20 protein-coding genes are annotated in these 24,805 nt (G+C 36.8%); 1 reads left to right on the top strand and 19 read right to left on the bottom strand.

Annotated features, from left to right (window positions below; all coding sequences use genetic code 11):
- Positions 1 to 316 precede the first annotated feature (316 nt).
- The 7 genes from arsB to PHY73_03260 form a co-directional block, all read right to left on the bottom strand.
- Positions 317 to 1,474, bottom strand: coding sequence for an ACR3 family arsenite efflux transporter (arsB, locus tag PHY73_03290; GenBank protein MDD3374733.1), 1,158 nt, complete (start codon positions 1,472 to 1,474; stop codon positions 317 to 319).
- 26 nt (positions 1,475 to 1,500) lie between these two features.
- Positions 1,501 to 1,872: a DUF3568 family protein gene (locus PHY73_03285; GenBank protein MDD3374732.1), complete on the bottom strand. Its 372-nt coding sequence runs from the start codon at positions 1,870 to 1,872 to the stop codon at positions 1,501 to 1,503.
- 47 nt (positions 1,873 to 1,919) lie between these two features.
- Positions 1,920 to 3,353, bottom strand: coding sequence for a hypothetical protein (locus tag PHY73_03280; protein ID MDD3374731.1), 1,434 nt, complete (start codon positions 3,351 to 3,353; stop codon positions 1,920 to 1,922).
- 376 nt (positions 3,354 to 3,729) lie between these two features.
- On the bottom strand, positions 3,730 to 4,560 hold the full coding sequence (locus tag PHY73_03275) for a S1-like domain-containing RNA-binding protein (protein MDD3374730.1): 831 nt from the start codon (positions 4,558 to 4,560) through the stop codon (positions 3,730 to 3,732).
- Between the two features lie 125 nt (positions 4,561 to 4,685).
- Positions 4,686 to 6,101, bottom strand: coding sequence for an MATE family efflux transporter (locus PHY73_03270; GenBank protein ID MDD3374729.1), 1,416 nt, complete (start codon positions 6,099 to 6,101; stop codon positions 4,686 to 4,688).
- 5 nt (positions 6,102 to 6,106) lie between these two features.
- Entirely contained in the window at positions 6,107 to 6,766 is a 660-nt protein-coding gene (locus PHY73_03265) for a YkgJ family cysteine cluster protein (GenBank protein MDD3374728.1), read from the bottom strand.
- A gap of 155 nt (positions 6,767 to 6,921) precedes the next feature.
- The gene (locus PHY73_03260) at positions 6,922 to 7,650 is read right to left on the bottom strand and encodes an RNA pseudouridine synthase (protein ID MDD3374727.1); all 729 of its coding nucleotides are present in this window, start codon (positions 7,648 to 7,650) and stop codon (positions 6,922 to 6,924) included.
- 114 nt (positions 7,651 to 7,764) lie between these two features.
- Between PHY73_03260 and PHY73_03255 the strand changes: the two genes are divergently transcribed.
- The gene (locus PHY73_03255; GenBank protein MDD3374726.1) at positions 7,765 to 8,796 is read left to right on the top strand and encodes an SAM-dependent methyltransferase; all 1,032 of its coding nucleotides are present in this window, start codon (positions 7,765 to 7,767) and stop codon (positions 8,794 to 8,796) included.
- Positions 8,797 to 8,852: 56 nt separating this feature from the next.
- Here PHY73_03255 and PHY73_03250 read toward each other — a convergent pair whose 3' ends face one another.
- The 12 genes from PHY73_03250 to PHY73_03195 form a co-directional block, all read right to left on the bottom strand.
- On the bottom strand, positions 8,853 to 10,403 hold the full coding sequence (locus tag PHY73_03250; GenBank protein MDD3374725.1) for an SDR family NAD(P)-dependent oxidoreductase: 1,551 nt from the start codon (positions 10,401 to 10,403) through the stop codon (positions 8,853 to 8,855).
- A 48-nt stretch (positions 10,404 to 10,451) separates the two neighbouring features.
- Positions 10,452 to 12,209 (bottom strand): phosphoenolpyruvate carboxykinase, encoded by a 1,758-nt coding sequence (locus PHY73_03245; protein ID MDD3374724.1) that lies wholly within the window; start codon positions 12,207 to 12,209, stop codon positions 10,452 to 10,454.
- Positions 12,210 to 12,378: 169 nt separating this feature from the next.
- Entirely contained in the window at positions 12,379 to 12,960 is a 582-nt protein-coding gene (locus tag PHY73_03240) for a DUF2179 domain-containing protein (protein MDD3374723.1), read from the bottom strand.
- Positions 12,957 to 13,307 (bottom strand): DMT family protein, encoded by a 351-nt coding sequence (locus PHY73_03235; protein ID MDD3374722.1) that lies wholly within the window; start codon positions 13,305 to 13,307, stop codon positions 12,957 to 12,959. Before PHY73_03235 ends, PHY73_03240 begins: the two co-directional genes overlap by 4 nt.
- A gap of 70 nt (positions 13,308 to 13,377) precedes the next feature.
- The gene (locus tag PHY73_03230; GenBank protein MDD3374721.1) at positions 13,378 to 14,751 is read right to left on the bottom strand and encodes a TolC family protein; all 1,374 of its coding nucleotides are present in this window, start codon (positions 14,749 to 14,751) and stop codon (positions 13,378 to 13,380) included.
- Positions 14,748 to 17,915, bottom strand: coding sequence for an efflux RND transporter permease subunit (locus PHY73_03225; GenBank protein MDD3374720.1), 3,168 nt, complete (start codon positions 17,913 to 17,915; stop codon positions 14,748 to 14,750). The genes PHY73_03230 and PHY73_03225 overlap by 4 nt, the downstream gene beginning before the upstream one ends.
- Before the next feature lies 1 nt (position 17,916).
- Positions 17,917 to 18,885, bottom strand: a complete 969-nt coding sequence (locus PHY73_03220) for a hypothetical protein (GenBank protein ID MDD3374719.1) — start codon at positions 18,883 to 18,885, stop codon at positions 17,917 to 17,919.
- Between the two features lie 135 nt (positions 18,886 to 19,020).
- Positions 19,021 to 20,784, bottom strand: coding sequence for a DUF2207 domain-containing protein (locus PHY73_03215; GenBank protein MDD3374718.1), 1,764 nt, complete (start codon positions 20,782 to 20,784; stop codon positions 19,021 to 19,023).
- Between the two features lie 28 nt (positions 20,785 to 20,812).
- Positions 20,813 to 21,358, bottom strand: a complete 546-nt coding sequence (locus PHY73_03210) for a LemA family protein (GenBank protein ID MDD3374717.1) — start codon at positions 21,356 to 21,358, stop codon at positions 20,813 to 20,815.
- Positions 21,359 to 21,392: 34 nt separating this feature from the next.
- A complete protein-coding gene (locus tag PHY73_03205) occupies positions 21,393 to 22,613 on the bottom strand; it encodes a cation:proton antiporter (protein MDD3374716.1) in 1,221 nt (406 codons plus the stop codon).
- Between the two features lie 15 nt (positions 22,614 to 22,628).
- Entirely contained in the window at positions 22,629 to 23,105 is a 477-nt protein-coding gene (locus PHY73_03200; protein MDD3374715.1) for a nucleoside deaminase, read from the bottom strand.
- Positions 23,102 to 24,805: a hypothetical protein gene (locus PHY73_03195; protein ID MDD3374714.1), complete on the bottom strand. Its 1,704-nt coding sequence runs from the start codon at positions 24,803 to 24,805 to the stop codon at positions 23,102 to 23,104. The genes PHY73_03200 and PHY73_03195 overlap by 4 nt, the downstream gene beginning before the upstream one ends.

Below are 24,805 nucleotides of genomic sequence, written 5' to 3'. Positions count from 1 at the left end.
ACGTAAGTTTGTTAGTGAATTTATCCAGCTTTGCTGGACAAATGAACCTCCGTTTTTTCGGAACGCCAGTGACGTAAGTTTGTTAGTGAATTTATCCAGCTTTGCTGGACAAATGAACCTCCGTTTTTTCGGAACGCCAGTGACGTAAGTTTGTTAGTGAATTTATCCAGCTTTGCTGGACAAATGAACCTCCGTTTTATGGAACGCCAGTGCTATCAAGCTGCTGTGCGAATTTACCTTAGGAACCTGCCGTGACGACGCGCGGGTTTTTAAAACACTGCTTCTAAGGGCGCTGGTTTTCCATCTTCATCTGCTTTTATTCGAACCACTTTTTTGTTTTCAAACAAATCTTTACCAACATTAACATGACGGGGACTTCGATTAAAACTCCAACAACGGTTGCTAGCGCGGCACCTGATGAAAGTCCAAACAACATTGTTGCGGTTGCAATCGCAACTTCAAAATGATTGCTCGCACCGATCATGGCCGAAGGAGCGGCATCTTCATAACTTAATTTTAATTTTTTTGCCATCCAGTAGGTTAGCGCAAATATAAAACACGTCTGAATAAAAAGCGGTATTGCAATCCATAAAATAGTCAAAGGTTTATCGAGAATAACTTTTCCTTTAAAAGAAAACAAAAGCACAAGAGTAAAAAGCAGTGCAACGATGGATACGGGGGACAATATGTGTAAAAACTTTTTGTTAAACCAATCGGTTCCTTTGTACGCTATAATCCATTTTCTTGAAAGAAATCCTGCAACCAGAGGCAATGCAACATAAATTGCGATAGAAAGCAACAGCGCTTGCCAAGGAATCGGCATCCTCCCTACTCCTAGGAGAAAACCTCCGAGGACCCCGTAAAGCAATAACATTGTTAAAGAATTAACAGCCACCATGACAAGCGTATGGCTATCATTTCCTTTTGAAAGAAATCCCCATATCAAAACCATTGCCGTGCAAGGAGCGATTCCCAGCAAAATACATCCAGCAAAATAACTTCTCCACAGGGGAACCTGCAACATCTTTATTCCCTGCTGCATTACAACTGTTCCCGCTCCATGAATAGAACCAATTGCCCAATTTGCCCCAGGAGGCATTTTTACGTAATCTATAGCATCAGCCCCAATGAATCCTTTAAATAAAACGCCAAGAAAGAAAAAAGCAATCGCATACATCGTAAATGGTTTTATTGCCCAATTCACAAAAAGAGTTAGCCCGACAGGTTTTGGAGACTTCCCTGCTCTTACAACTTCTACAAAATCGATCTTGACCATGATAGGATACATCATAAAAAATAAACATATGGCAATAGGGATAGAAACAACCGGAGCGTTATTAACATAAATAGCAAAACCATCAAGATAGCTTGCAAAATTTGGAACAATTTTGCCAATCAAAATCCCTGCTCCAATACATAATCCAACCCATAGTGTTAGATATTTTTCAAATATAGACATATTCCTTTTTTGCATTTTATTTCCTCATTATTCTTTAAGGCTTACAAATATCTCTTTATCTGGTTTAAAAGATCTCTCGCGAGAGTTTCATCGCCGATTCCGTAGCGAATTTCAATCTTAATGTTTTTATCCCCTTTGGAGAATACATCAACGGCAACTCGCAAATCGTTTTTATCTTTGCCGCGTAATTGTGTGACATCATTTCTTGCAACCTTGTTTTCGAGAATGATTCCTTTTGCTTTAAAGGCGGATTCAACGGCCATAGAGCCTTTTTCCATTGAAACCTGTTCTTCGGAGATAACTTTTCCAGCTTGCCATAAAGCTGTGCCCCCTGCACCGGCTAAAAGCGCGACGCAGCCCGTTAGAGATGACAATAGGCAAAGCGCAAGAATAAAGGTAAATAGTTTTTTCATTTGTTTCTCCTCATGCTTAATAAAATGTTTATTTTGTTTTTCTTATCTTAGAAATATTTCGCATCTTTTAATAATTCAAAGAAATTAGGATATTGCAATTGATTCATTTTAACATGCTGGATAAAATTTTGTTCAGTTTTATCTTTTTTCCAAACAATTTCTTTTTTAAATTCATCTCTTAATAAAAACGACGCATAGTAGCTCATGCGTCGATCAACTGGAAAAAGCATTTGTATACGCGTTTCTTTGTCTTCTAAGAAAACTTTTTTTTCCTTGGTTTTTTGCAGATAATTTGTTAGTGCGGATTCCATTTGAGTGCCGATGGCCAAAAGGCTGTTCTTTTCTTTTGTTTGTTGCAAAATAATCTGGTGTTGATAAAAAGCGTGCACGATAATAAGAAGACTAAAAATAGGGATTAATATTTTCTTTTTATTTTTAAAAAAATAAATCCATTCTTTGTCTTGAGCGATGGATCCGATAACTAGACAAATGATCGATGCGATTCCTAAAGAAGCATAAAATGCGTACCGTGGTGAAAAAATGAGTCTCATCCCCCATTTTCCTCGACCAAAATAAATAAAAAGATAATTACCAATAATCCAGAAGATAAAAAAGCTAAGTATTTTAAAATTAATCTTCTTTCTTTGGACAAACAGCATTAAAAAAAAGAAAACAACTAAAAACCAAGACAGATCTTTGTAAGAAGTTAAATTTGGTAAAGTATAAATCCAAATGGCTTTCCCTGTTAGCAGGATGGCATTTGATGCACGTACAAGAGGATCTGCAATTGTTGAAGCAGCTTTTATTTCTACTAAGAAAATGACAACACTTAAAACCCAGACGATAAAAGGACTAATGAGTATTTTTTTCCAATTTTTCCTTTCAAGGCATAAAAACGTAAAAAGGATAACCCATGGTCCTGTCAAGATTCCCATCGCTGAAAATAATGGTGCGATAAATATGCACGCCATAACCGAAAAATGCCAACACGGTTTTTTTGTTTGTTGGTAGTTGATTAAGCTATAGAGAGAAAAAAGAATAATTGGCAAACTCAGTGTAAAATGTGAAAAAGCAATTTCCAGACAACGCGTATAGCCTGTGGAGAGAAGAACAAAAGCTCCTGCAAAAATTCCTGCAGTTTTAGAGCCTGTTAGTTGCTCGATAATTTTCATCAAGATTAAACCAGACAAGAAAAAAGCGAGCGTGACAAAAAGATGTGAAAGCAGAGGATTTAGCCAGGATATTTTAAAGCAAATAAAATAAAAAAGACGAAAAAGTGGAATAAAATGTCCATCTCCGGGAAGTAAGAGGTATCCAAAAAAATCTCCCATCCCTTTTATCTGAGAAATAAGATAAAAATTATCAATATCATCTAAAGAATAAGACCATCGCAATGTTGGGGTAATTATAAAAAAGGCGAGAAAAAAGATATAAAAATAAGGATTTCTAAGAAAAGACAAAATGTTTGGTATTTTTTTCATAAATTAAATGAGGGCATAATTTACGGATGTTTTTATGACGTAAATTAAAGCCCGAATTTATCCAGAAAACATTTCAATATTTTCTGGACTGCCTATTATCGTTTGGCCGGTCTAGCTTTTATTTCAAAGTGAAGATTGCAGAACATTCTTAATTACGTATGTGTCCTTGGAATTTCGGAATCTAAAGAGCTGTCCCTGTTTGGGGCTGTCCCCTTCTTCAAAGAGCTGTTTCTGTTTGGGGGCTGTCTTCTTCTTCTTCTTCTTCTTCTTCTTCTTCTTCTTTTCCTTTTTAAACGAGTGCAATCTTATGGAACGCTAATGACGTAAGTTTGTTAGTAAATTTATCCAGCTTTGCTGTACAAATGAACTTTAATTCCTACTGAATTTTAATAATATCGTCCTCGATGATAATACGTTTAAGCTTGTATAGAGATCCTAAAGCCATCTTATATTTTTTCTTACTCACGCCAAATAATTCATAAATTATTTCAGGCGAACTTTTATCGGTTACCGTAAATATTCCACCCACTCTATTGATTTCAGCAATGATTTTCTCTTCAAGATCATCCATTTTCTGGTATCCCTGAATATGCAAACTCAAATCAATTCTTTTATCTGCACGGATTTTCTTAATAAAGCCTTGTACTTTTTGACCGTATTCAAGAGTCTGAAACGCTTCATTTTTATAAAGCAGTCCCCAATGCGAATGATTAACAATGGCATTATATCCAAGCTCTGTTTGATTGCAAATCACAAGATCAACTTTTTCATTCTCTTTAAAAGCCACAGGCTTTTGATCCAAAAAGGCGTTTAACTTTGATGACGCCGCTAAACGATCGTGTCGATCATCTTTATAGATATATACAACGTAAGACACCCCTTCTTTCATAGCTTCTTGTTGCTCGGATAAAGGAACAAATAAATCTTTAGGCAGTCCCCAATCTAAGAATGAGCCTATTGGTAAAACATCGAGTACCTTAAGGCACGCAAACTCTCCTAAGATCGCGTGTGGCTTTTTGGTTGTCGGTATTATCTGCGTCTCTGACTCGCGATAAAGAAAAACTTTTAATGAGTCCCCAGCATTATAATTATCCGGGACTTCGGCTGTCGGAAGCAATAATTCACCGTAATTTCCTGCGTCTAGATAGACGCCGTCTGCTGATGTTTTCACGGCTTTTAATTTATTATATTTTCCAATCTCAATCATTTATACCTTCTCGCTACATTTAATCATATAGTTTCTTGGATTATTAGACATATTGCCTTTTAAATCTTTTCGTTCCGAGAACTTAATTCTCTCCTAGCATAATAACGTAGATTTCTAAAAGATGATCATGATTTGATTAGTGCAATATTTTCTTCTTCAATAGCATCTCGATGTTGATAATATCTTTTTTTCCAATACCCACGGTTAAAATACCAAAACATTGCGAGACCTTGGCAGATGTCTGACACGTTCATTCCTAACCACAATCCGTTTGTACCAAGTTGAATAATAATAGATAATATGTAAGCAATAGATATTCTGAGACCTAATTGAAATATTCCAGTCATTGCAGCTGGTGCAATCGTATCTCCGGCTCCTGCAACGCCAAGGCCGAATATTAAAGCGGGGGGTAAAAATGGTAGAGTCACTGCAATGAATTTTAAGAACGTGCTTCCTGTCTCAACGACTTGGGGATTAACGTTAAAGGCACTTATAATGCTTTTTGAAAAAATAAAGAAAAATACAGACAAAGGGATAACCATATATTCATAATATCGTAATGTTAATTTTGCGGTTTGAGTTGCTCTTTCAGGGCGTCCGGCTCCCATGTTTTGTCCAATTAAAACTGAACACGCGCTTCCCATTCCAAGGCCAAGCATTACAACGGAGAGTCTAAGTCGCGTAACAATACCAAAAGCAGCGATGTACGTTTCACCATAAGAAGTCACGAGATATAATAAAAGGAGAATTGATACCTGTCTTAAGAATATTTCAATTGATGAAAAAATACCAATTTTAAAGATTCGTGAAATGACAGCGATATTGATTCTTGAGACTGCCTTTTTAAAATGTAATGTTGAGTGACCAAATAATAAGTGCCACAAAAGTAAACTGACTCCGACAGCCTCGCTAATAATGGTTGCTATCGCAGATCCCGCTACCTCCATTCTTGGTATAAATCCCCAGCCGAAAATAAAAATTGGATCAAGCGCAACGTTTAGTAAATTAGAAAATATTAATACTTTTAGAGGAAAAACAGCCTCGCCAGACCCGCGTAAAGCTTGACTAAGCCCGATGAGGAGAAAGATAAAAATTGACCAGAGAAAGCTTATCTTTAAATATTCGAGAGCCACGGGGATAATGGCAGGCGTGGCTCCGGATAAGCGTAAAAGCCATGTTGTGCCAAAAAGCCCAATACAGATCATCGCGCCTGCACAGAAAATACTTATAATGATGATCTGAAAAAGTACACTATCAGCATTCTCGTATTCTTGTTTACCGATAAAATGCGAAATCAAGACTGTTGCGCCTGAAGAAACGCCCATAACAACCATAATTAAGAATCCAAGAATAACATCCGCGATTGATATTGCAGCAACGGCAATGTAACCAAGTTTGCCAACAAAAAATAAATCGGCCAAAGTAAACAAATTTTGAAGAAATGCTCCAATCATCATAGGAATGGCTAATCTCCAAATCGAGCGACTTAAAGGACCATTTGTAAGGCTGGTATAAATTTTTCGTTTTTTTCTATTGCTCATCTATTTTAATTATCTATTTTTATTGCTGCCCTTTTGTGTATTTCGAGTCCAACTTTTTCAAGAGCTAGTTTTGCGGCAAGATTAATTGGAACCATTTTTCTATCGAGAGCGCAACCCATGCTGATAATTTGAATGGTGTAATCGGTTAATAAAGATGGGTGCGTGTGCGCTGCAATAAGCGACATTGCTTTCTGATGAGCTTCGGGGTATTTTTCTCTAATTATTTTGCATCCACCGTAAACATACTTACCGTATTTGTTTCTTATCGTAAAAAATCCAAATAGTCGACAAATCAAAGGCCTAAGCGTATAAATCGCACAACGACCGTTATTGGGTGCGTCTGGATCTTGATTTAGAAAAACGCATTTTCTTGAGCCTTGAGTCGCATCGATCAGCTCAAGATATGTGTCGGCCTGGTTTGTTCGCCATAATTCAACCGCTAGCGGAAGCATCTCAATTGCGGTTGTTTCGACTTGGGCTGTGGCACAGCATTGCGCACATCTATCTGGGCAATGGATACCAGAATCGTTTTTAAGCTGTGAGGATCTTTGATCGACTTTTGAAAAAAGTTCTAAGAGCTGCAGAATAACAATTTTATCGGTTTTAGGCAAAAGCGTATCGATTTTTCTTGAATTTTGCGGGATGCCATCTGGAGCATTGTTCATTTTAATAATTTTTTTAAAACTAGGAATCGGTATTTAATTAATTGTTTTGTATTTTCGCTTTTAAATTCAACAAATAAATAAAATCAAACATATCATTTATAAGCACTATACCCTGTAACTGATGTACTCCTTTATATTCTTTTGTTAATTTTTCGTCAAGAAGAATTTGGTTGGATAGGTTTCTTTTGCCAGTGGCCAACGAAAGTGGTGAAGTATTCTGGCACGTTAGTCTCAAAAGTCATTCGTTCTTTGCTGAATGGATGAGTAAAAGAAATTGACTGGGAATGTAGTGCTAAGCGCTTTTGTCTAGATGCATTTTTGCCATATTTGCTATCTCCGACTACGGGGTGGCCTTCATTTGCAAGGTGAACGCGTATTTGATTCTTTCTTCCAGTTAAAAGATTGATCTTTAATAAACTAAACTTCGATGTCTCCCCAATGACGACATATTCGGTATGCGATAGTTTTCCTTCTGTTCTATCTTTAGTGGAATGCACCATATATTCCTCGTCTTCAATTAGATAGCTCGAGATTGTTCCGCCTTTTTTTGCCATCTGTCCATGAACAACAGCATAATATGTTTTGATTGTGTTTTTCCAATCATCTTTTAAAAATCTTTGCACTTGTTCGGTCTTTGCAAAAATAAGTATTCCAGAAGTATTCTGGTCTAGCCTATGCACAACATAGACACATTTTTTTGATTTTGAATTACCCTTGCGAACATATTGGTTGAGTGCAGAATGAACAGTATCATTTTTGTTCCACGCGGCAGCAACGGTTAGAACACCCGCGGCCTTGTCGCCAATGATGATATCACGATCGTCATATAAAATATTGAAATTTTTGGGTTGATATCTTTTAGGTATTTTATTGCTTTGAGGCATGAGGTTGTTTCTTTACGCTTTCTTTTTGATGAAATTTATTAATAAAACTAAATGTTTTTTATGATAAACTAATTTTAATAAACAAAAAATAATCTTTAATCAACGAAAATAAAAATGACAACAACGACTTTAATCACTTGCAAGAAAGATTATGAAAAAATACTTGCGCGTGAAATTAGCTTATATGATATCAATTTTTTAAATAAATGTCACGGAGGGATTCTCGCGCAGTGGCAAAATCAAATATTATTCAAACAATGCGAAATACCTTTAAGAAATCTCTGTTTTGCGCGTCAGGTTTTGGAGAATCCTGTTTTTGTTTGCGCAACATCTGTGAATAGTTTAACCGAGAAGCTTATCAATCTTTTTATCGCGCATATTGGACAAGAACGTATTGTTGCGCCGTGGGCACGCCTCTTTTCTTCTTCTGGCAATGAGCAGTTGGCTCATCACGCAAAAACCGTTGAAAAAAACTGGTCTAACAAAATGCTGAAGAAAATGTCTCGGATAGCAAAACTTGCCAAAAAAGATATTCCCTGTACTCCAGAATTCTCTGAAGGATTTTTTGTTTACTTTACAGGCTTTAACCAGGCCTTCGTTTCCTTCAAAGCCCTTTGTGCAGGGCAGCAACGAATGCAAATGGATCCAGCCGCACCGTCACGGTCTTATCTTAAAATAGAAGAAGCCTTTAAAATATTTGGTCACCAGCCTATATCCAATGACACTGTTATTGATCTTGGAGCTGCTCCTGGCGGATGGAGCTATAGCGCAATGAAGCGTGGTGCGTACGTTACCGCAATCGACAACGGACTGCTTAAGGGCGTTGCTCGATCAAACAAAAATATATATCATTTAAAAACTGACGCGCTTAAGTATCGATATATTGATCGTAGACCTGCTGATTGGCTTTTGTGCGACATTATTGAGAAACCAGAAGTCATTTTAAATCTTTTGCGCAAATGGCTGAGTCAAAAATGGTGTCGCTATTTCATTGCCAACATTAAAGTTGGAAAGAATGATCCTATTTTATTATTACGAAAAATTAGAGATGCTAAAGGAGGACTTCTCCCTCATTGCAAGATTTTACGTGTAAAGCAACTGTATCACGATCGAGAAGAAATTACTTTGATGGGTCAAGTAAAATAGAAATGCTTTTAGTTGATTTGCTCAAAAGGATTTTGTGATTTCTTTAGACTGTCTTTTTACCAATCAATTGGGAAATAATCTTTTAAAAATTTTCCACACCAATGCTCACCCTTTAAGATACCATCAAAAAACGGATCACACACACGCGCGGCACCATCAACAATATCTAATGGAGGTTGGAAGTCGTGCTGTTCTTGTTTGTGAATGGATAGTGCTGCCGGATCTTCATCCGTGACCCAACCTGTATCAACCGCATTCATAAAAATACCGTATTTTGCCAACTCTCGAGAAGACGTATGTGTCAGCATATTCAAAGCTGCTTTAGCCATATTGGTATGAGGATGACGTTCGCTTTTTTTAAAGCGTAAGAATTTTCCTTCCATTGCTGACACATTAACGATATGTTTTTCTCCAGTATTGTCGCGCTTCATTAGAGAGACAAGACGATTGCACAAAACAAATGGGGCAATCGCGTTGACCAGCTGAAGCTCTAACATTTCGGATGTAGGAATTTCTCCTAACTTTAAACGCCAACTATTTGTTTTGCGTAAATCGACTTGTTGTAAGTCCGCATCTAATTTCCCAGTTGGAAAAACTTCTTCTTTTGCTAAAGCGTGATCATAAGTATAAGGAATTTGAGAAAGTTGTGCCGAAGAACACAATCCAATGCCCGGCGTTCGCCCATTCCAACTTACTGGCAACGCAAGATCTGTGGCAAGACTAGATTTAGAAAAAGATATCAAGACTTTTTTGCATTCTTCAAAATGATTTAACACCATTTGTGCAGGTTGCGGTAAATCCTTGAAATTTAGTGTTTCATTAGCAATCATATGCGCATAAAAACCTGGTGGTCGTCGAACGGTCTGCGCTGCATTGTTAATTAATAAATCCAATCGATCGTATTTTTGTTCGATATATGTGCAGAAGATTTCAACGCTAGGCGTGTGGCGCAAATCTAATCCATAAATATGTAATCTGTGTGACCATTTCGCAAAATCTTTTTCTTTAGAAAATCTCAAAGCTGAATCTACCGGAAACCGTGTTGTTGCGATCACTTTGGCTCCGGCACGCAACATCATTAATGTTGCGTGATGCCCAATTTTTAAACGTGAGCCTGTGATCAGCGCGACTTTATTGTTAAGGGGTGCGGTTTGGAATCTTTTTTGATAATTAAATTCAGCGCATTTCGGACACATAGCGTCATAAAAAAAATGTAGGCGCTTAAATTCAGATTTGCAAACATAGCAATTGCGATGAGATTTTAATTCTGAATAAGAGTGATCGGAGTGGGTTTTACTCTCAAGAAGTTGTTGGGGGGCAATAAAAACCGACGATTCGCGAGCTTTGCGGATTCCTGTTTTTGCGCGAGCGGATCTTTCTTTTTTGATAATCTTTTGACGCTTGGCTTGACGAATATCTCTTTTGCGCTTAAGCTTTTCATCGCTCGTGGGCTGTGCAAGCTTACCAGCAGCTTTTAAGAGAAGAATACGCTCTTCTTCGGATAGAAGTGCCAACTGTTCGCTATTTTCGACAAATTTTTCGAGTAAAGAAACACAGTTAGCGATTTCTTCGGAAGAATATTTTTCTGAATCACTTTTTTGTTTCATAATATAGAAAAGTGTTTTTTTAGGATAGCTTTGATGGCTAAGGTCGTCTTAACGATTCTTAATTATATTTAAAAGTTCTTTGGCGGCTTTTTCTGGGCCTTGCCTCTCATATCCTGCGATACCAAGCCGTGTTCTCATTTGGCCAACAAAAAGATTTTTTTGATAAAACTTTGCGAAATATTCTTTCGCGAGTTCATCATGCAAACTTTTATATTGTGCTGGACCAAAGACATTTGCAAAATAGGAATGAACAAGTCCCGTGGATGTTGTTGTCCCTTTGCTCATAACGGTGCCTTCACGAAATATTTGTAAGGCGCTCTCAGAATTGTTGATTTGTTCAACAGCGGGATGTTCGTCATCGATTTCTTCATAATTATTCGCGTAAATAATAAAATCAATTTTGTATCCGTGTACAACGCGATCAAATGACGCAACAGGAAGTATAATACGGGCATTTGTCTTGTTTGGACTCATAATAATGGCTCGATCGATTTGACCAAACGCATATCCTGTTTTTAGATCATCCAGGCGCAAGAAAGCTCCAATTTCTGTCCCATAACCAATCGCATCGCCGTCTTTATTAACTTGGATCGAACCCATATCATCTGCGATAATGATCATATCTTGGATTTCGTCTTTTCCTAGATCACGCAGAGCTTCGATTGTCTCGGACTTGCCAGCACCGGTATCACCAATAAGCAAAATTGTCGTAGCTTTATTTTCAGGTAACATCACATTTAGAAGCGCTCCATGAAATGGTAAAATACCTCGGCGCATCATAATAACGTTGTGAAGCGTTAAAACCATCTTTTTGAGATAGCCAAAATACCCAAATTCATCTTCACTGGGAACGACGGCGGTGAGCATTCCATTTTTGTAATCTTCATAGAAAACAGTTAGCGATTTACCAAGGCCCTCGATGTTTTCTTTGGACACACCAAAACAATAAACAGCATCAGGCTTTTTAGTTAGCTTTTCATCTTCCGCAAGCTCAAAAAGATTACACAAGGAAAAGCCAAGTTCGTAAAATTTACGATGAAAATAAATAAGAATAACAAGTTGACCGACTTTGGCGGGATAACACAACCAATCGTTTTCCTCTAGCTTCACTTTTTCCAATGGATTTTGCTTGACTTGCTCAAACATGCCTGTGCGCTTATTCATTGGAGGATTCAGTATTAGTGGAGGATACATCAAAATTTGTCGAATAATCGGGACTGAATTTAATTTTTCATATTCAGAGGATCCAAACGGTATTTTTTTAACAATTGTAATGCTGGCAATTTCTGCGCCCGCCCGTACTTGACGATATATTCGAGGATGAGTGCCGGTGATATTTTCCTGGATGTCGCGGTATGCAGCTCTGACAAGATGCATCAATTGTTCAACAGTATTGTTAAAAATTCTGTAAGGGCGATCTTCTTGCGTGCTTTCTTCGTATTCGCAGAGAATAAAACGGTCGAAGCTTCTCCAGTTGTTGTAAATGTATTCAACAAATTCATTTAATAATTTCTTATCTTTGAAAAATGTAGAAGATTCTTTAACAACGTTTGGGATTAGGTTTCCTGACATTTTTGTTAAGAAGTGAAAAGTTTTAACAAGGTTTTCAATATCTTGGTTTGTGATTTCTTTTTTTTCAAAGATACCAAGTAAATAAGAATGGTGTTTCTGTAGCTGTTTTATGCAAAGTTTTAAAATATGAATAAAGAGTGGACTTGCCAGCAGCTCATCAACAGTCTCGCAAATTCTTGTTTTGGTTCGAATAATAACTTTCTTTTCGAATACGTCAAATTCACAAAAATTCATTTACAGCTCCTTTAATAATTGTTTAAGTAAAATTAGTATAGTATCTTCGTCTTTTTTTTCAACAAAATATAATATTTATTTTTATAGAGAATGTCTCGTTCTGCGAGTATGCCACGTGGGTCAATTTAATTTTGTGCAAAAATCACAAAGCATTGAGGCCTTGTCTATTTTATAATTTTCTTTTTTTTGATCTTTTTCGTTTAACTAAGTGGATTCCTTCTTCGCTTATCCCCTGAACATCTTCAATTGTATAAAAAGCATTGGGATTGAATTTTTTAATAATGCCAACGAGTCTAGAGATTTCGCAACGTCTAACAATAGTGTAGATGATGTCGACTTTTCCAGTCACTCCTTGGCCTTCGACGCTCGTGATTCCATACCCATGACTTTTAAGAAATTCAATCAAAGAAGACGCGTCTTTGCGGGTAACGACTCTAAGGATTTGAAATCCTATTGCTAGTTTTTCTTCGAGGATTATTCCAACATATGTTCCCGTGGCAAACCCAGCGGCAAAGCCTATGTAGCAGGCAGGATTTGATAGGTTGAGGATAATTTGCCTAAAAGCCAAAAGCCAAATAAGAATTTGGAAAAATCCAATCAGTGGAGCAAGTATTTTTTTACCCTTCGAAAGAAGCATAATGCGAAGGGTATCCATTGAGACATCGCAGACTCTCGCTAAAAAAATTAAAAATGGCAAGAAAAACCATTGATAAGATGCGCTTTGATTAGTGAATAATTCTAATGTCATCATTTTAATTCTCCTTTAAAAATGCAAATAACCGCAGCCAAAATAAAGAGTGATGCCCAGATGTATTCTTGTTTTAAGTTTTCTTTCATATAAAAAATTGAAAAAGGAATAAAAATGGACAGCGTGATCGCCTCTTGAAGAATTTTTAATTGTCCAAGGCTCATCACTTGATATCCTGTGCGGTTCGCTGGTACTTGTATCAAATATTCAAATAATGCGATTCCCCAGCTAATCAACGCCGCGATAATCCATGGCTTTGTGTTCAGGTTTTTTAGATGACCGTACCAGGCAAAAGTCATAAATATATTGCTAAAGGCAAGCATTCCAATTGTAATTAAAATTTTTTGCATCGATTTTATTTTTTATATTTTTAATGTGAAATTTTATTTAAATTTTAATGTGAGGTAATTTTTACCTTCGTTAAAGCGTTTTAGTAAGCAAATTATCTGTTAATCTCAACCATTCCACAATAAGCCGTTTGAGCTCAATTTCATGATAAAGTTTATTGAATTTGTTGTCTTCAAGCTTGTTGACTTCGTCAATAAAATCCTTAAGTGTTGTGCGACCTAAAGAATAGTTCTTTCTTTCATCTTCCACAATGGATTGGGCAAAAATAATTTTGCTTTTGGCAAGCACGATAAGCTGCCTCTCGTTTGCGATTTGATTGTTTAAATTCTTTAAATTAGAATGAAGACGAAGATAAATATTTTCATTTGATAGCTTTGTTTTTTCAAGATTGATTTTAGCGATTTCTAATCTTGCGCGCTCAACCGTAGATGGAAAAGGCCAGTCAAACGAAAGTCCGGCGAAAGCCATTTGATCGCTATCCCTTAAGTCTCGATCAGAACCCTCTTTTGAATAACCGGCAATAATATTAATTGACGGTAAAATCTCATCAGCATACTGGTTGATCTCAAGTCCGCCCTTGTTTTGCAAAAGATTTAAAATTTGTATTGTGCGACTTTGCGTCTTAAATAATTCATAATCAGAATCAAAATCAATAGCGACTTCTTCATAAACAGATGGATTTGTTGGCTCCAGGGCTTCTGTGGCATTATGTCGAATTGATTCTTTGATGAGATTTAGATATTTAGCGTATGCATTTTCAAGCGCAATCAAGGCTTCCTTTTTAGCGGCAACCTGAAGCTCGACCTTGTTGACGTCTACGGGCAGAGCAATCTTATGCTTCTGACGTTCTTTTGTGTTGTCAAGCAACTTTAAATTTTCATTTAAAGAGTTTTGAGCTGTTTTGACGTTTTCATAAGCAGAATACCAATTATAATAAAGCTGAATAATCGATGCTAAATAATCTTCGTAGGCTTCTGTGATCTGGAACCTTGCGACTTCAGTTTCGAGACCAATAATTTTAGAGAGTAGCCGTGTATTTCGACCAAACGCATTCTGGGCGATGGGTTGCGAAAATGTTATATTAAATTCTGAGCTTACATTTCGTGCGCGTGACGATACTGACGAATCGTATTCCGCTGCCAGTGTTGTGCCTGTGTAAGGAAAAAGCTTAGATAGTGAAATTTTATTTTCATAATCATTGTCGCTCGGATTAAAAAGAAAATCATATTGTCCTTTGATAGAAAGAAGAAAATCCCCTGTCGGAAGGCTGAGGGTTTTCTGGTATTTAAGCTTAAGCTCATCGATTAAGATTTCTTCAAAGCGTGTGTCATTTTGTGACGCAAGATTAACAAAATCTTCAAGGGGTAAGACTTTAATACTTTTTTCCTGAGAAAAAGAAGCTATTGATACAAAAAGAATTAAAAGAATAAGAAATATTTTTTTCATGATAATCGACACCTCGTATTTTGAATAAAACTATAAAGACTTGGAATAAGAATAAGTGTGATGGTTGTACCAAAAATAAGTCCCCAGCAGAGCGCCAGCATCATTTGTGCAAGCATCGAATCGTATCCAGCCCACCCGTATGCTGTTGGGATGATGCCGACGACCGTTGTTAGCGTTGTGAGAACAACCGCGCGAAGTCGTGTTTTTGCGATCTCAGCGATTTGGTTGTTAATTTGATCTTTGCCTAGAGATGAATTAAAATCACTATCCAGTTTAACCAGCATAATAATCGCGTCATTGACAACAACGCCAGCAAGACCGAGTGCTCCAATAACCGCAAAGAATCCATACATGGAAATTCCGTGTAACCAAAACGCCAAAATAATGCCAACGATACCAAACGGAATTGTGAGCATAATAATAAATGGCTTAAATAGTGAATTAAACAAAAGGGCTAAAATAATATAAATTAGCACAATGGCCATTAAGATGGCCACGCTAAAGTTTTTTTGTGACTCTCGTGTGTCCAAGACTTCTCCTGCGAATTCCACAATCGTCGATGGGGATTTGGCCATAATCTTGCTAAAAACATTGTGTTCAAAATAATCGGCAATATCTAGAGGTGTTTTTCCAGACCCCGGCTTGATATCCGCAAAGATGGTTGTGGTACGTTTCAGGTCTTCACGGATGATTGAGTCGGGCTTCTCAATCTTTTCAACAAAAACGATATCGCCTAAAGGGACAAGATAGTTTCCTGCGTTTTCGACTGGAAGCTCAAGAACTTTTTCAATACTGTCTTTGGCGCTATCGGTTGTGGTTAGTCGCACATAAATTTCTTCATCATCTCCCATAAAATCATATAAAATTTTTCCTTCTAAAGAAGCGCGAAGTGTTGAAGCGATGTCCGAAGGATTTATCGCGAGTCTTCGAATTTTATCGCGATCAAGTTTGATGCGGTATTCAAGATTTAAAATCGGTCGATCGATTTCAACGGCAGTCAGAGCTGGGGATGATTTCATGATTTCACTCAATTCATCGCAAATTTTAAAACGACGCTCATCATTATTTTCTTTGACTAAAATTTCAATAGGGCTCTCTCCTGATTGTCCGTGCCATGTTTTTCGAAATTTTAATTTTTTAAAATTTTCAAGGTTGGCAAATTCTTTTTCCCATTGTTTAATGAGTTGATCGGCGCTTTTTTCTCGCTTTTCTTTCGGCAAAATTTCTATGTTTATGCGAAACTGATTTTCTGTTGCCGCTGAACCTCTACGAGTTTGGGCGACCTGATTTCTAAATCCAACGACTTCTTTGCCAACAGATTTTAAGATAATATCTTCAATCGCTTGAGTAAAACGAGCCGTTTGGTATCGTTGCGTTCCTTCAGGAGCTTCTCCTGTCAAAATAATTTGTCGCGTTTCCTCATCTGGAAACATAAGGAATTTCATTCGATAAGTGCCAATGATTGCAGATATAACAAGAAGAACTGCAAAACAACCAAACACAATGAATTTTAAAGGAAGCAATTTTTTGATTAATTTTGCGTATATCCTTTCGCAGAAATCAAACCAGTGCTTTTTAGAGATCTCGGCTGGTGAAAGTGTTTTTTTAAAAAGTTTTTTAACATGTTTGTTAAGATTAAAATCGTGAACAATCTTATTTAATTTATCTCCCAAAGGTAAAATCATGTGTCCAGGGAGAATAAAGAGTGCTTCAAATAAGCTTCCACCAAGCATAACAAACACAATTAATGGAATAAATCCAACCATGGCGCCAAATCTTCCAGAGAAGAAATATAGCGGTATGAAGGCAACACAAGTTGTTAGGATGCTTGCTATAATAGGTAAAAACACAAACGAAGTTCCTTTGTTGGCTGCTTGTTCTGGGTCCATGCCTGTGACGCGAAATCGCGAAATGTTTTCAGAGACCACAATGGCATCATCAACAACCATTCCCATGACAATGATGACTGCGGCAAGCGTAATATTATTAACAGAGTATCCTGCAAAGAATGCGGCAATTAAAGCAAAGCAAAAAGTAAATGGAATGCCCATTGCGACACATAACCCTGAACGAAAATCCAGAAATAGAAAAAGTGCAAACGCAATCAAGATAAATCCAATTGCGCCATTAAGCATAATTAAAGAAAGTCTATTTCGTACATCAAAAGATTCATCGTCTAATAAAGCGATTTTAATGCCGCTTTCCTTTGCATTGTTTTGCTCAAAATTCTGAACAACTCGAGTAACGGCATCAATGGCTTCGATGATTCCAACCTGGGAGCTTTTGACTACATTAAGGACAATGCCTTCTCTCCCGTTTATTTTTGTAACGGTTTTTGTTTTTTCATATCCTTTAACGACATCGGCGATATCGCTTAAACGAATAACTTGTCCTTCAAAACCACCTTGAATCGCTAGGTTCTTTAGAGCCGTAATATCGGTCAGCTCGCCAAAAAGCGTCACTTTTGGTTCTTGAATATTTTCGATGTTTCCGGCAGGCTGTCGGATATTGTTGGCTTGAATTTCCCTGATAATCGTATTAAAGGGAATTCGGTATTCGATTAATTTTTCAGGATGAATTTTGATATGAATTTCATCATCTAGGTATCCAGAGCGTGATATGGAGCTGACTTCGGAAATACTTAAAAGTTTATTTTCAAGGGCTAGCGCGTAGGATTGCAGTTTTTGACGCGATAAGACATCTAAGATATTTTTGTCTTCTAGAAAAAGAACGATGTCAATGATCGCTTTACGAGAGGTTTTAAAAACTCGAATATTAGGGTCGTCTTTGACATCATCAGGCAAATCAACATCAAGCGTGACGTTTCGTATTTCTGTGATAACGTCGTCTTTGTCCGGGTAATCTTTTTCAATTTCGATGGTAACAGACGAACTGCCAACACCCGTAGCGCTTGTGATTTTGTAAATCCCATCAAGGCTTCGCACCGCCTCTTCAATAGGGCGCGTAATATAATATTCGACCTCTTCTGCTGAGGCACCAGGATAATTAACAGAAATACGCACAGTATCAAAAGTAATGTCTGGAAGCTCTTCTTTTGGGATTTGATTCCAGGCAATAATACCACCAACAAAAACCGTTATAAAAATAAGATTGGCCAATAAGTGGCGTTTAAGGAAAAAGTTTATGATTTGTTCTTTAAACAATTTATTTTATCTCCTGTGAAAGCTGATACAGAACGCCACCAGCGATTTCGTCTTTCGGCGCCATGAGTTGACGCGCTTTAATGCGGACTTCTGTTTTTTTATCCGTATTAATTGAAATAGTCAGGTTGACATCAGCCCCATAAACGTTTGCTGTAATTGTTTTTCTTTGTGTATTGGATTTTTTGATTGTCCCAATTTTTTGTAGCAATTCAAGTGCTTTGTCGAAAACTTTATCTGGACTACTTTTGTAAATACCAACCACGCTATCTTCGCCGATTAGGATGCCAGCAATTCCAGCTGGCAAGAACGCAACGCCTAAAGCTGTAGCTGCTCCATAAATTGCCGCACTCTTTAATCCTATTGGTCCCATGGCATCAAGCATGATTCTCGCAACAAGTTCTTGAGCACTCTGGATATTGGTGTAAATTTTATTTTTTATGCCGATGTCATACGCCAAGACTGTGGGTAACTCTCCTTTTGTGTAATCTTTAATAATCGCCTTGCCTAAATTGAGGTGTAATTCATCAATTTGCATTGACATTTGCTTAGCAGGTTTTTTATTTTTGTTGTTAATTTGCTTTTGACCATCCTCTTGCTGAATTACTTTAAGAGAATCAACATTAAGTTCACCGGTGGCATTTTTTACAACAATCATTTCCTTTAGGTCTAAAGCTACCAGTGGCAAGTGAAGTTTTCCTTTTAAAATTGAGGGCAAATTGTATTGGACTTCCATTTTATTAATGTCAATTAAAATTCCCTTTGGAAAATCCTTTGGATTGTAAACTTTTAATCCGTTAATTTTTATCGCAGGTTTAAAGACGCCAACGGCAAGACTATCGATATGTACTTTTGCTCCTAAAATGCTTGAAGCAGCTGTGGCGACTACTGTTTTTATGATTTGATTCTTGATTATTCCAAGAAGCAGAATAATTGATAACGTGATGACTGGTATTTTTTGCCATTTCTTCATTTCTTTTTTCCTAATCTATAGTAGGTGCATGGCATTTACTAGGATATAAACATATATAAATAAAATACAGTATATACTAAAATTTATTGAGTTAAAATATTACTTTGCAATTTTCAGTGTTTTTTTAAAAGAAATCTACCATCCACCACCGCCTCCTCCGCCTCCTCCACCACCACATCCGCCGCCTCCTCCTCCGAATCCAGAGCTTGATCCAGGCGATATTGAAGATAACGCAATAGTTGAAGAAAAGAAATTTCCAAGATTAGAAGTAAACCCACCGATATTATATGAATTCCATGATCCGCCAGAGTACCATGTAGGATAATAAGCCTGACCTTGTTGCTCTAGGCGAGCAAAAACATCCGAAAATTGTTCTGACCACTTGTGCTCAACATCAAGGGCTAAGGCGTATGGAAGATATTTTTCAAATAGCTCGGGTGTTTTTTCTGGTGGATTTAAAATATTAAGTCGTTCTTTTTCGGTGACCGACAAAAACATTTTGAATCCTTTAATTTGATCCATCATTTTTCGACCCATTGAGGTTGGCGCTTTCAATAAATGATGAAATACAAGGTTTAAAATAACAGTGCTTGCCAATATGAACAGAATCCAAGGCACAGAAGCACTGTTACTTTCTAGAACTAGAAGATTAGAACACGGAATAAAGAAACCTATTGAAAGAATAATTCCAAAAATGAAGTAACCATGATTTGAAAAGAAATACTTAGATTCAACATTTTTTTCTAAGTGAAATTTTAAATTAGAAATTGCGTCTCCGATTTCCACATAGTTTTCATTCTTTAATTCTATTGCTTCTGATAGTCTAAAAAGTTTTTGGCTTACATTTTTTTCTTCGGCTGTTAAAGAAGCTTGATTGCCAGTTTTTGTAAGTGTGTAAGTTTTGCCAAAATTTAGGATTTTAAGATTATCTTTTTCTTCAATTCGAAGAAATTTCTTAACTGCCATGCTAAGAACAGTAACGACAAAAACTTTATGATCATATTTCATATTCAGAATATAGCGCATTGAAGCCGGTGATATATTTTTTGGAGGATGAAAAAGTGGAATAATTGTCCCTTTGGATGGATCACGACCAAAAAGATACCAAGCTAAAAGGTAATAAAAAAGAAGAAAAAGGAAACCTAAAAACGCGTAAAAATTATTTTTATTATCTGCTAAAAGATATTTAAGTTTCATCATTGCTGTTGGCTCTGTTATGTATCCTTTCGGCCACATAACCGCAATCGTTAGCCCTTGAGTTGGAAGAAGTGTCTTTGTTGTTTCGAAAACCAAACGGCCAAACATATCGCGCTTAATTGTTGCATCCTTTTTTTGAGATCCTTGATAGCCTGTAAAGCTTTTGTATTGCAGTATATCCTCGTAGGCACCCCGTGGTAAATCAACAATGGCCTTTGCGTATAGAATCGGAAATACCCAGCCGTTTCCAGTAACGTTCCAGTAAAGTTCGTCATGATCTTTAAAAAATCCAAGTTGTCGGTTTGTTTGATATATGAGGGTATAGGTGTATTCTCCTTTTGGCAAAAAATAGTTTGCATCTCCAATATAAACTCGTTGTCCATTGGCGATATTTTTTATGTGATATTGATCTGGTTGTCCATCACGCAAAACAGAGATAACTTTAAAACCAACAACGTAATTATTCCCAAATTGATCTTTATAGCGAGTTGGAAAATCACGATAAATACCGCGTTTTATTTCTTGACTAGCGGCATAAACTTTGATTGTTTCGGTTACAATGAGATTGGAATTTTGCTGGACGCTAATTTCACTCTGGAACGAAAGAATTTGCTCTAACGTTTGTGCAAATAATACATTTTCATTAGAAATAAGAACTAAAAAACTTAAAATTAAAATTCGAAAGAAAAATGTTTTTCGCAAAGAGCCCTCCTTTTTGCTAAAAGTTTTATTAAAACTGTATTTCAGGTGTGGAGCGTTCGGTTGCGGACTCAACTTCGAAGAATTCCTCAGATTTAAAATCAAATATATTAGCAATAATATTTCGTGGAAAAGTTTGGACTAGAATATTCAAATTTCGGACAGTTCCATTGTAGTATCGACGAGAAATTTGAATTTCATCTTCAATTTCTGAAAGATTTTTTTGCAATTCAATAAAATTTTGATTGGCCTTTAGGTCGGGATACGCTTCAACAACCACAAGAAGGCCTTTAAGAGCTTGTGTGATGCTATTTTCCAAGGATGCCTTTTCTTTGATGTCTGTTGCGGTTGTTGCTTTAGAGCGTAGCTCTGTTACTTTTTGGAATAAACTACTTTCATGCTGCGCGTATCCTTTGACGATTTCAACAAGATTAGGGATAAGGTTGTGGCGTCGTTTAAGTTGAACATCAACGCCGCTTAAGCCTTCTTGGACATGAATGCGTCCTTGAATAAATTGATTATACATGCCTCCAACAGCTAATCCTAAAACGACAATGATAATAAGTGTTAGCAACATATTCCCTCCTTTAAGTTAAGCATTTTAAGATTGACTATTTTGAAATCTCTCCTGCTTTCTGCAATGCTATTTTTGCACAAATTGGGCCAACAATCTCGTGAATAACCGTTGAACCAATAACAACGCTTATGATGATATCAGAAATTTGATAAAATGCGGGATTTTGGCGAATCACGAGGGCAAGTCCAATAACAATGCCACCCTGAGGAATTAATCCTCCAATGGTATATTTTCGAATATTTTCAGGTGCTTTGGCAATTGTTGCCCCGACAAATGTTCCGGTGAATTTTCCGATCGTTCTAAATACGACAAATAATAAAACAATCGCACCCGATGAGAAAAGAACCGAAAAATTTAAATGCATCCCACTTAAAGTAAAAAACAAAATAAAAATAAGTTCATCAACATATCGCTCCATCAGCTTAAATATTTGATCTTGTTTTTTGTTGAAATTAACAACAATCGCGCCCAAAGTCATAATGGCTAAAAGTGCGTCTGTGCCAATCATTTGGCAGAGCCCAAAGCACGAAGTTAACAATCCAAAAACAACAACAATGTGAACTCCCTCGCTTTCTTTGGTGATAAAATCGGTAATTCGATTAAAGATGACTCCAAAAGCTACTCCGAGAGCAACTGAACCTAAAATGATACCAATCGGCTGAATAACAACGCTTCCGACGCTAAATGTTGTAGACGTAGCGCATGCGGCCGCAATAACAACAGCCACGCTATAATTGATAATCCCCAAGACATCATCAAAAGCAGCAACACCAAGCATTGTTTCTGACACGTCACCAACAGGCTTGTATTCTTGCTTGATTGCTAAAGTCGCAGATGGGTCTGTCGGTGATCCTAGGCATCCTAAAAGCAAGCCCATTGGAATAATAATTTGAAGCCAACTTGGATTACCATCGGTGAGGAACATTGGTCCGAATAAAATAAAGCTAAAAGCAATTGCTAAAAAGGCAAATTCAGCCTCAAAAAGAGTAATTAAAAGCATTCCCTTTCCAAGTTTTTTGATGTTTGAATACAAAAGAGATCCGCCGATTGAGAATGTAATAAATGCCAGCGCAATATTGGTGATTGGATTTGTAGCCTCAGGAAAGTTTTTTGGGATAAATGAAACAATGCCTGGATTAAGCAAAACACCGGCAATGATATAACCAGTGATTTTTGGAAGTTTAATTTTTTGGGCAATTTCACCAAAAAGAAATCCCACTGAAACAATGATGCCAGCAATAAGGATAGAATTCATAAGTAATCCAATCTTTTAATAGAGACGTTTGTTCTTTTTTTTGTTAAATTCTTCAAAAACCCTAATATTTTCTTCGCGCATAAAATCTTTTATGATTTTCATAGAGCTTTTGCTTTTTGTTTTCATGGTTGCGTTTGAGATGCTAAGTTCGTTAAATCCATATTCTTTAGCGTCAGAAATTCTTGCGCCATAAACAATTTTGGAAATCTTTGCCCAGTGACAAGCACTGAAGCACATTGGGCAAGGTTCGCAGGTCGAATAAATAGTGCAACCTGACAAATCGATTGTTTTTAGTTTTTTACAGGCAAGACGAATCGCGACAATTTCGGCGTGCGCAGTAATGTCTGTAGTTTTCCATACTTTATTGTGTGAGCAAGCAATTATTATATTGTTTTTGACAATGCACGCACCAAAAGGGGTTTGACCTACTTTGATACCTTGTTGAGCTTTTTGCATGGCAAGTGCCATATTTTTCTTATCATTTTTTATCATTTGATGTTCCCTCGCTGTTCAGATGCTTCAAAATTTTTGTAATAATTAAAGATATCGTTTTCTAGATTAAATAAATATATTGAAGCACCCCTGCCTTCGAGTTGCCAAATTTTTTGCCACCTCCTAGAAAAAGAATCGATGACAATGTTCTGCAGCTCTGAATCTGGTCCAGAGAAGAAAACCCAAGCTCTCTTGGCATCAATATCATTGAAAACTGGATTATTTTTTAAAATATAATACCTTTTTTCTTCCGGAAGGGATCTTTGAAAGCAATTATTACTATCAAGAAACACATACTCGTAAAGGTAAGTTACGTAGCGATCACTGCCAGTGACATCAAATCGAGAAAAACGCCCAACTTTGATCCCTCTTAGAAACGGAATAGTTGGAAATTCTGTTTTCGGAAAAAAAGATCCATAGTTAAGGCTGGTGGAATAATACCAAAATGCCAATAATCCGTGTGGGGTTGAAAAAAAAATGTCTCCCTCTTTATATTTTTCTTTAAACGTGCTTAACATTTTACGATTATCTTGCTGGCAATAGCTAGAAACAAAAGAATTTGAAGTTTTTATGAGTGCTGAATGAGAGATGATGAATACAAGGAAAAAGACGGTAATTGTTTTGTATTTCCTAAAAAAAGAACTGATCCAAAAGATTCCATGAATAACAAAAATAATCAATGATGGTACTAAGAATATCAATAGCCGTCCACGAAAAGGATATTTGCCTAAAATTGCAGCCAAGAGCGTAATAAAAATTGGGATTCCTAAATAACAGCAGAGTTTTCTCTCTTTTCTAAAAAGATCAATTATTCCAATAAAAAATAAAAGGCCACAGAAAAGTGGAAAAGCCATTGCCCCAGGGTTTATAAACATTTCACTGAAAACTGTTTTAAGCCACGTAGCACCTTCGATAGTAAAAAATGGTTTGGGACCAAAAGCGCCAGGCCAAGAGCTAGTTAGGCTGTCCATGCTGACCATATGTTTAAAAGAAATTTGGTACAATCCGGCCAGGCTCGTTATCCAAGCAGTAAAGATTGGGGTCACAAAAAAAATTTTCTTCCACTCTTTTTTTGTTAAAATTTCCAAGCACATGGTCGCGCCAATTCCGACTAATACAAAAAGGCAAGCATTCGAAAACCAAACCACGGATGCTCCAAGAAAAGATAAAAAAAATATTTTTTTAAGATTTAATTGTTGGATCTTAAAAAACGGAATGAATAGCAACAGGACCAGCGCAAAGAAAACATCCATCGAGTATTGTTTAACTTCAGCCGAATAATATACAAGAATTGGAGATAGCGCGAATAAAACCAGCGACCATGAGCGGACACCATAAGAAAAATAACGTTTAAGAAAAAAATAGAATAATATTAACGCGCCTGTGCCAAACAGAAAAGGAAAAAATTTTAAAACAAGCTCTGTATTGCCTGTGGTTAAAATTGCGATTTTTTCAAATACAAGAAACCCAAGGGGCGCTTTAGCCAGCTCCGGGAAAATAACAACATGTCGAATAATCTCAGAAAGTGATCGGCCTACAATACTTAAGGCAACATATGTCTCATCTGTCCAAAGTGAGCAATTTGACAGGTAATGCCTCACTCTTAAAAGAATACCGACAATAATAATGGCAATTTCGCAGTTAATCGATAAAGAAATAATTTTTTTTATAATTGAGCTGTGCTTTATTCGTTCAAACAT

Source organism: Candidatus Omnitrophota bacterium (assembly GCA_028693815.1).
In the GTDB taxonomy this organism is placed as follows: Bacteria; Omnitrophota; Gorgyraeia; order Zapsychrales; family Aceulaceae; genus Aceula.
This window is presented reverse-complemented; position numbering and strand designations above follow the sequence as displayed.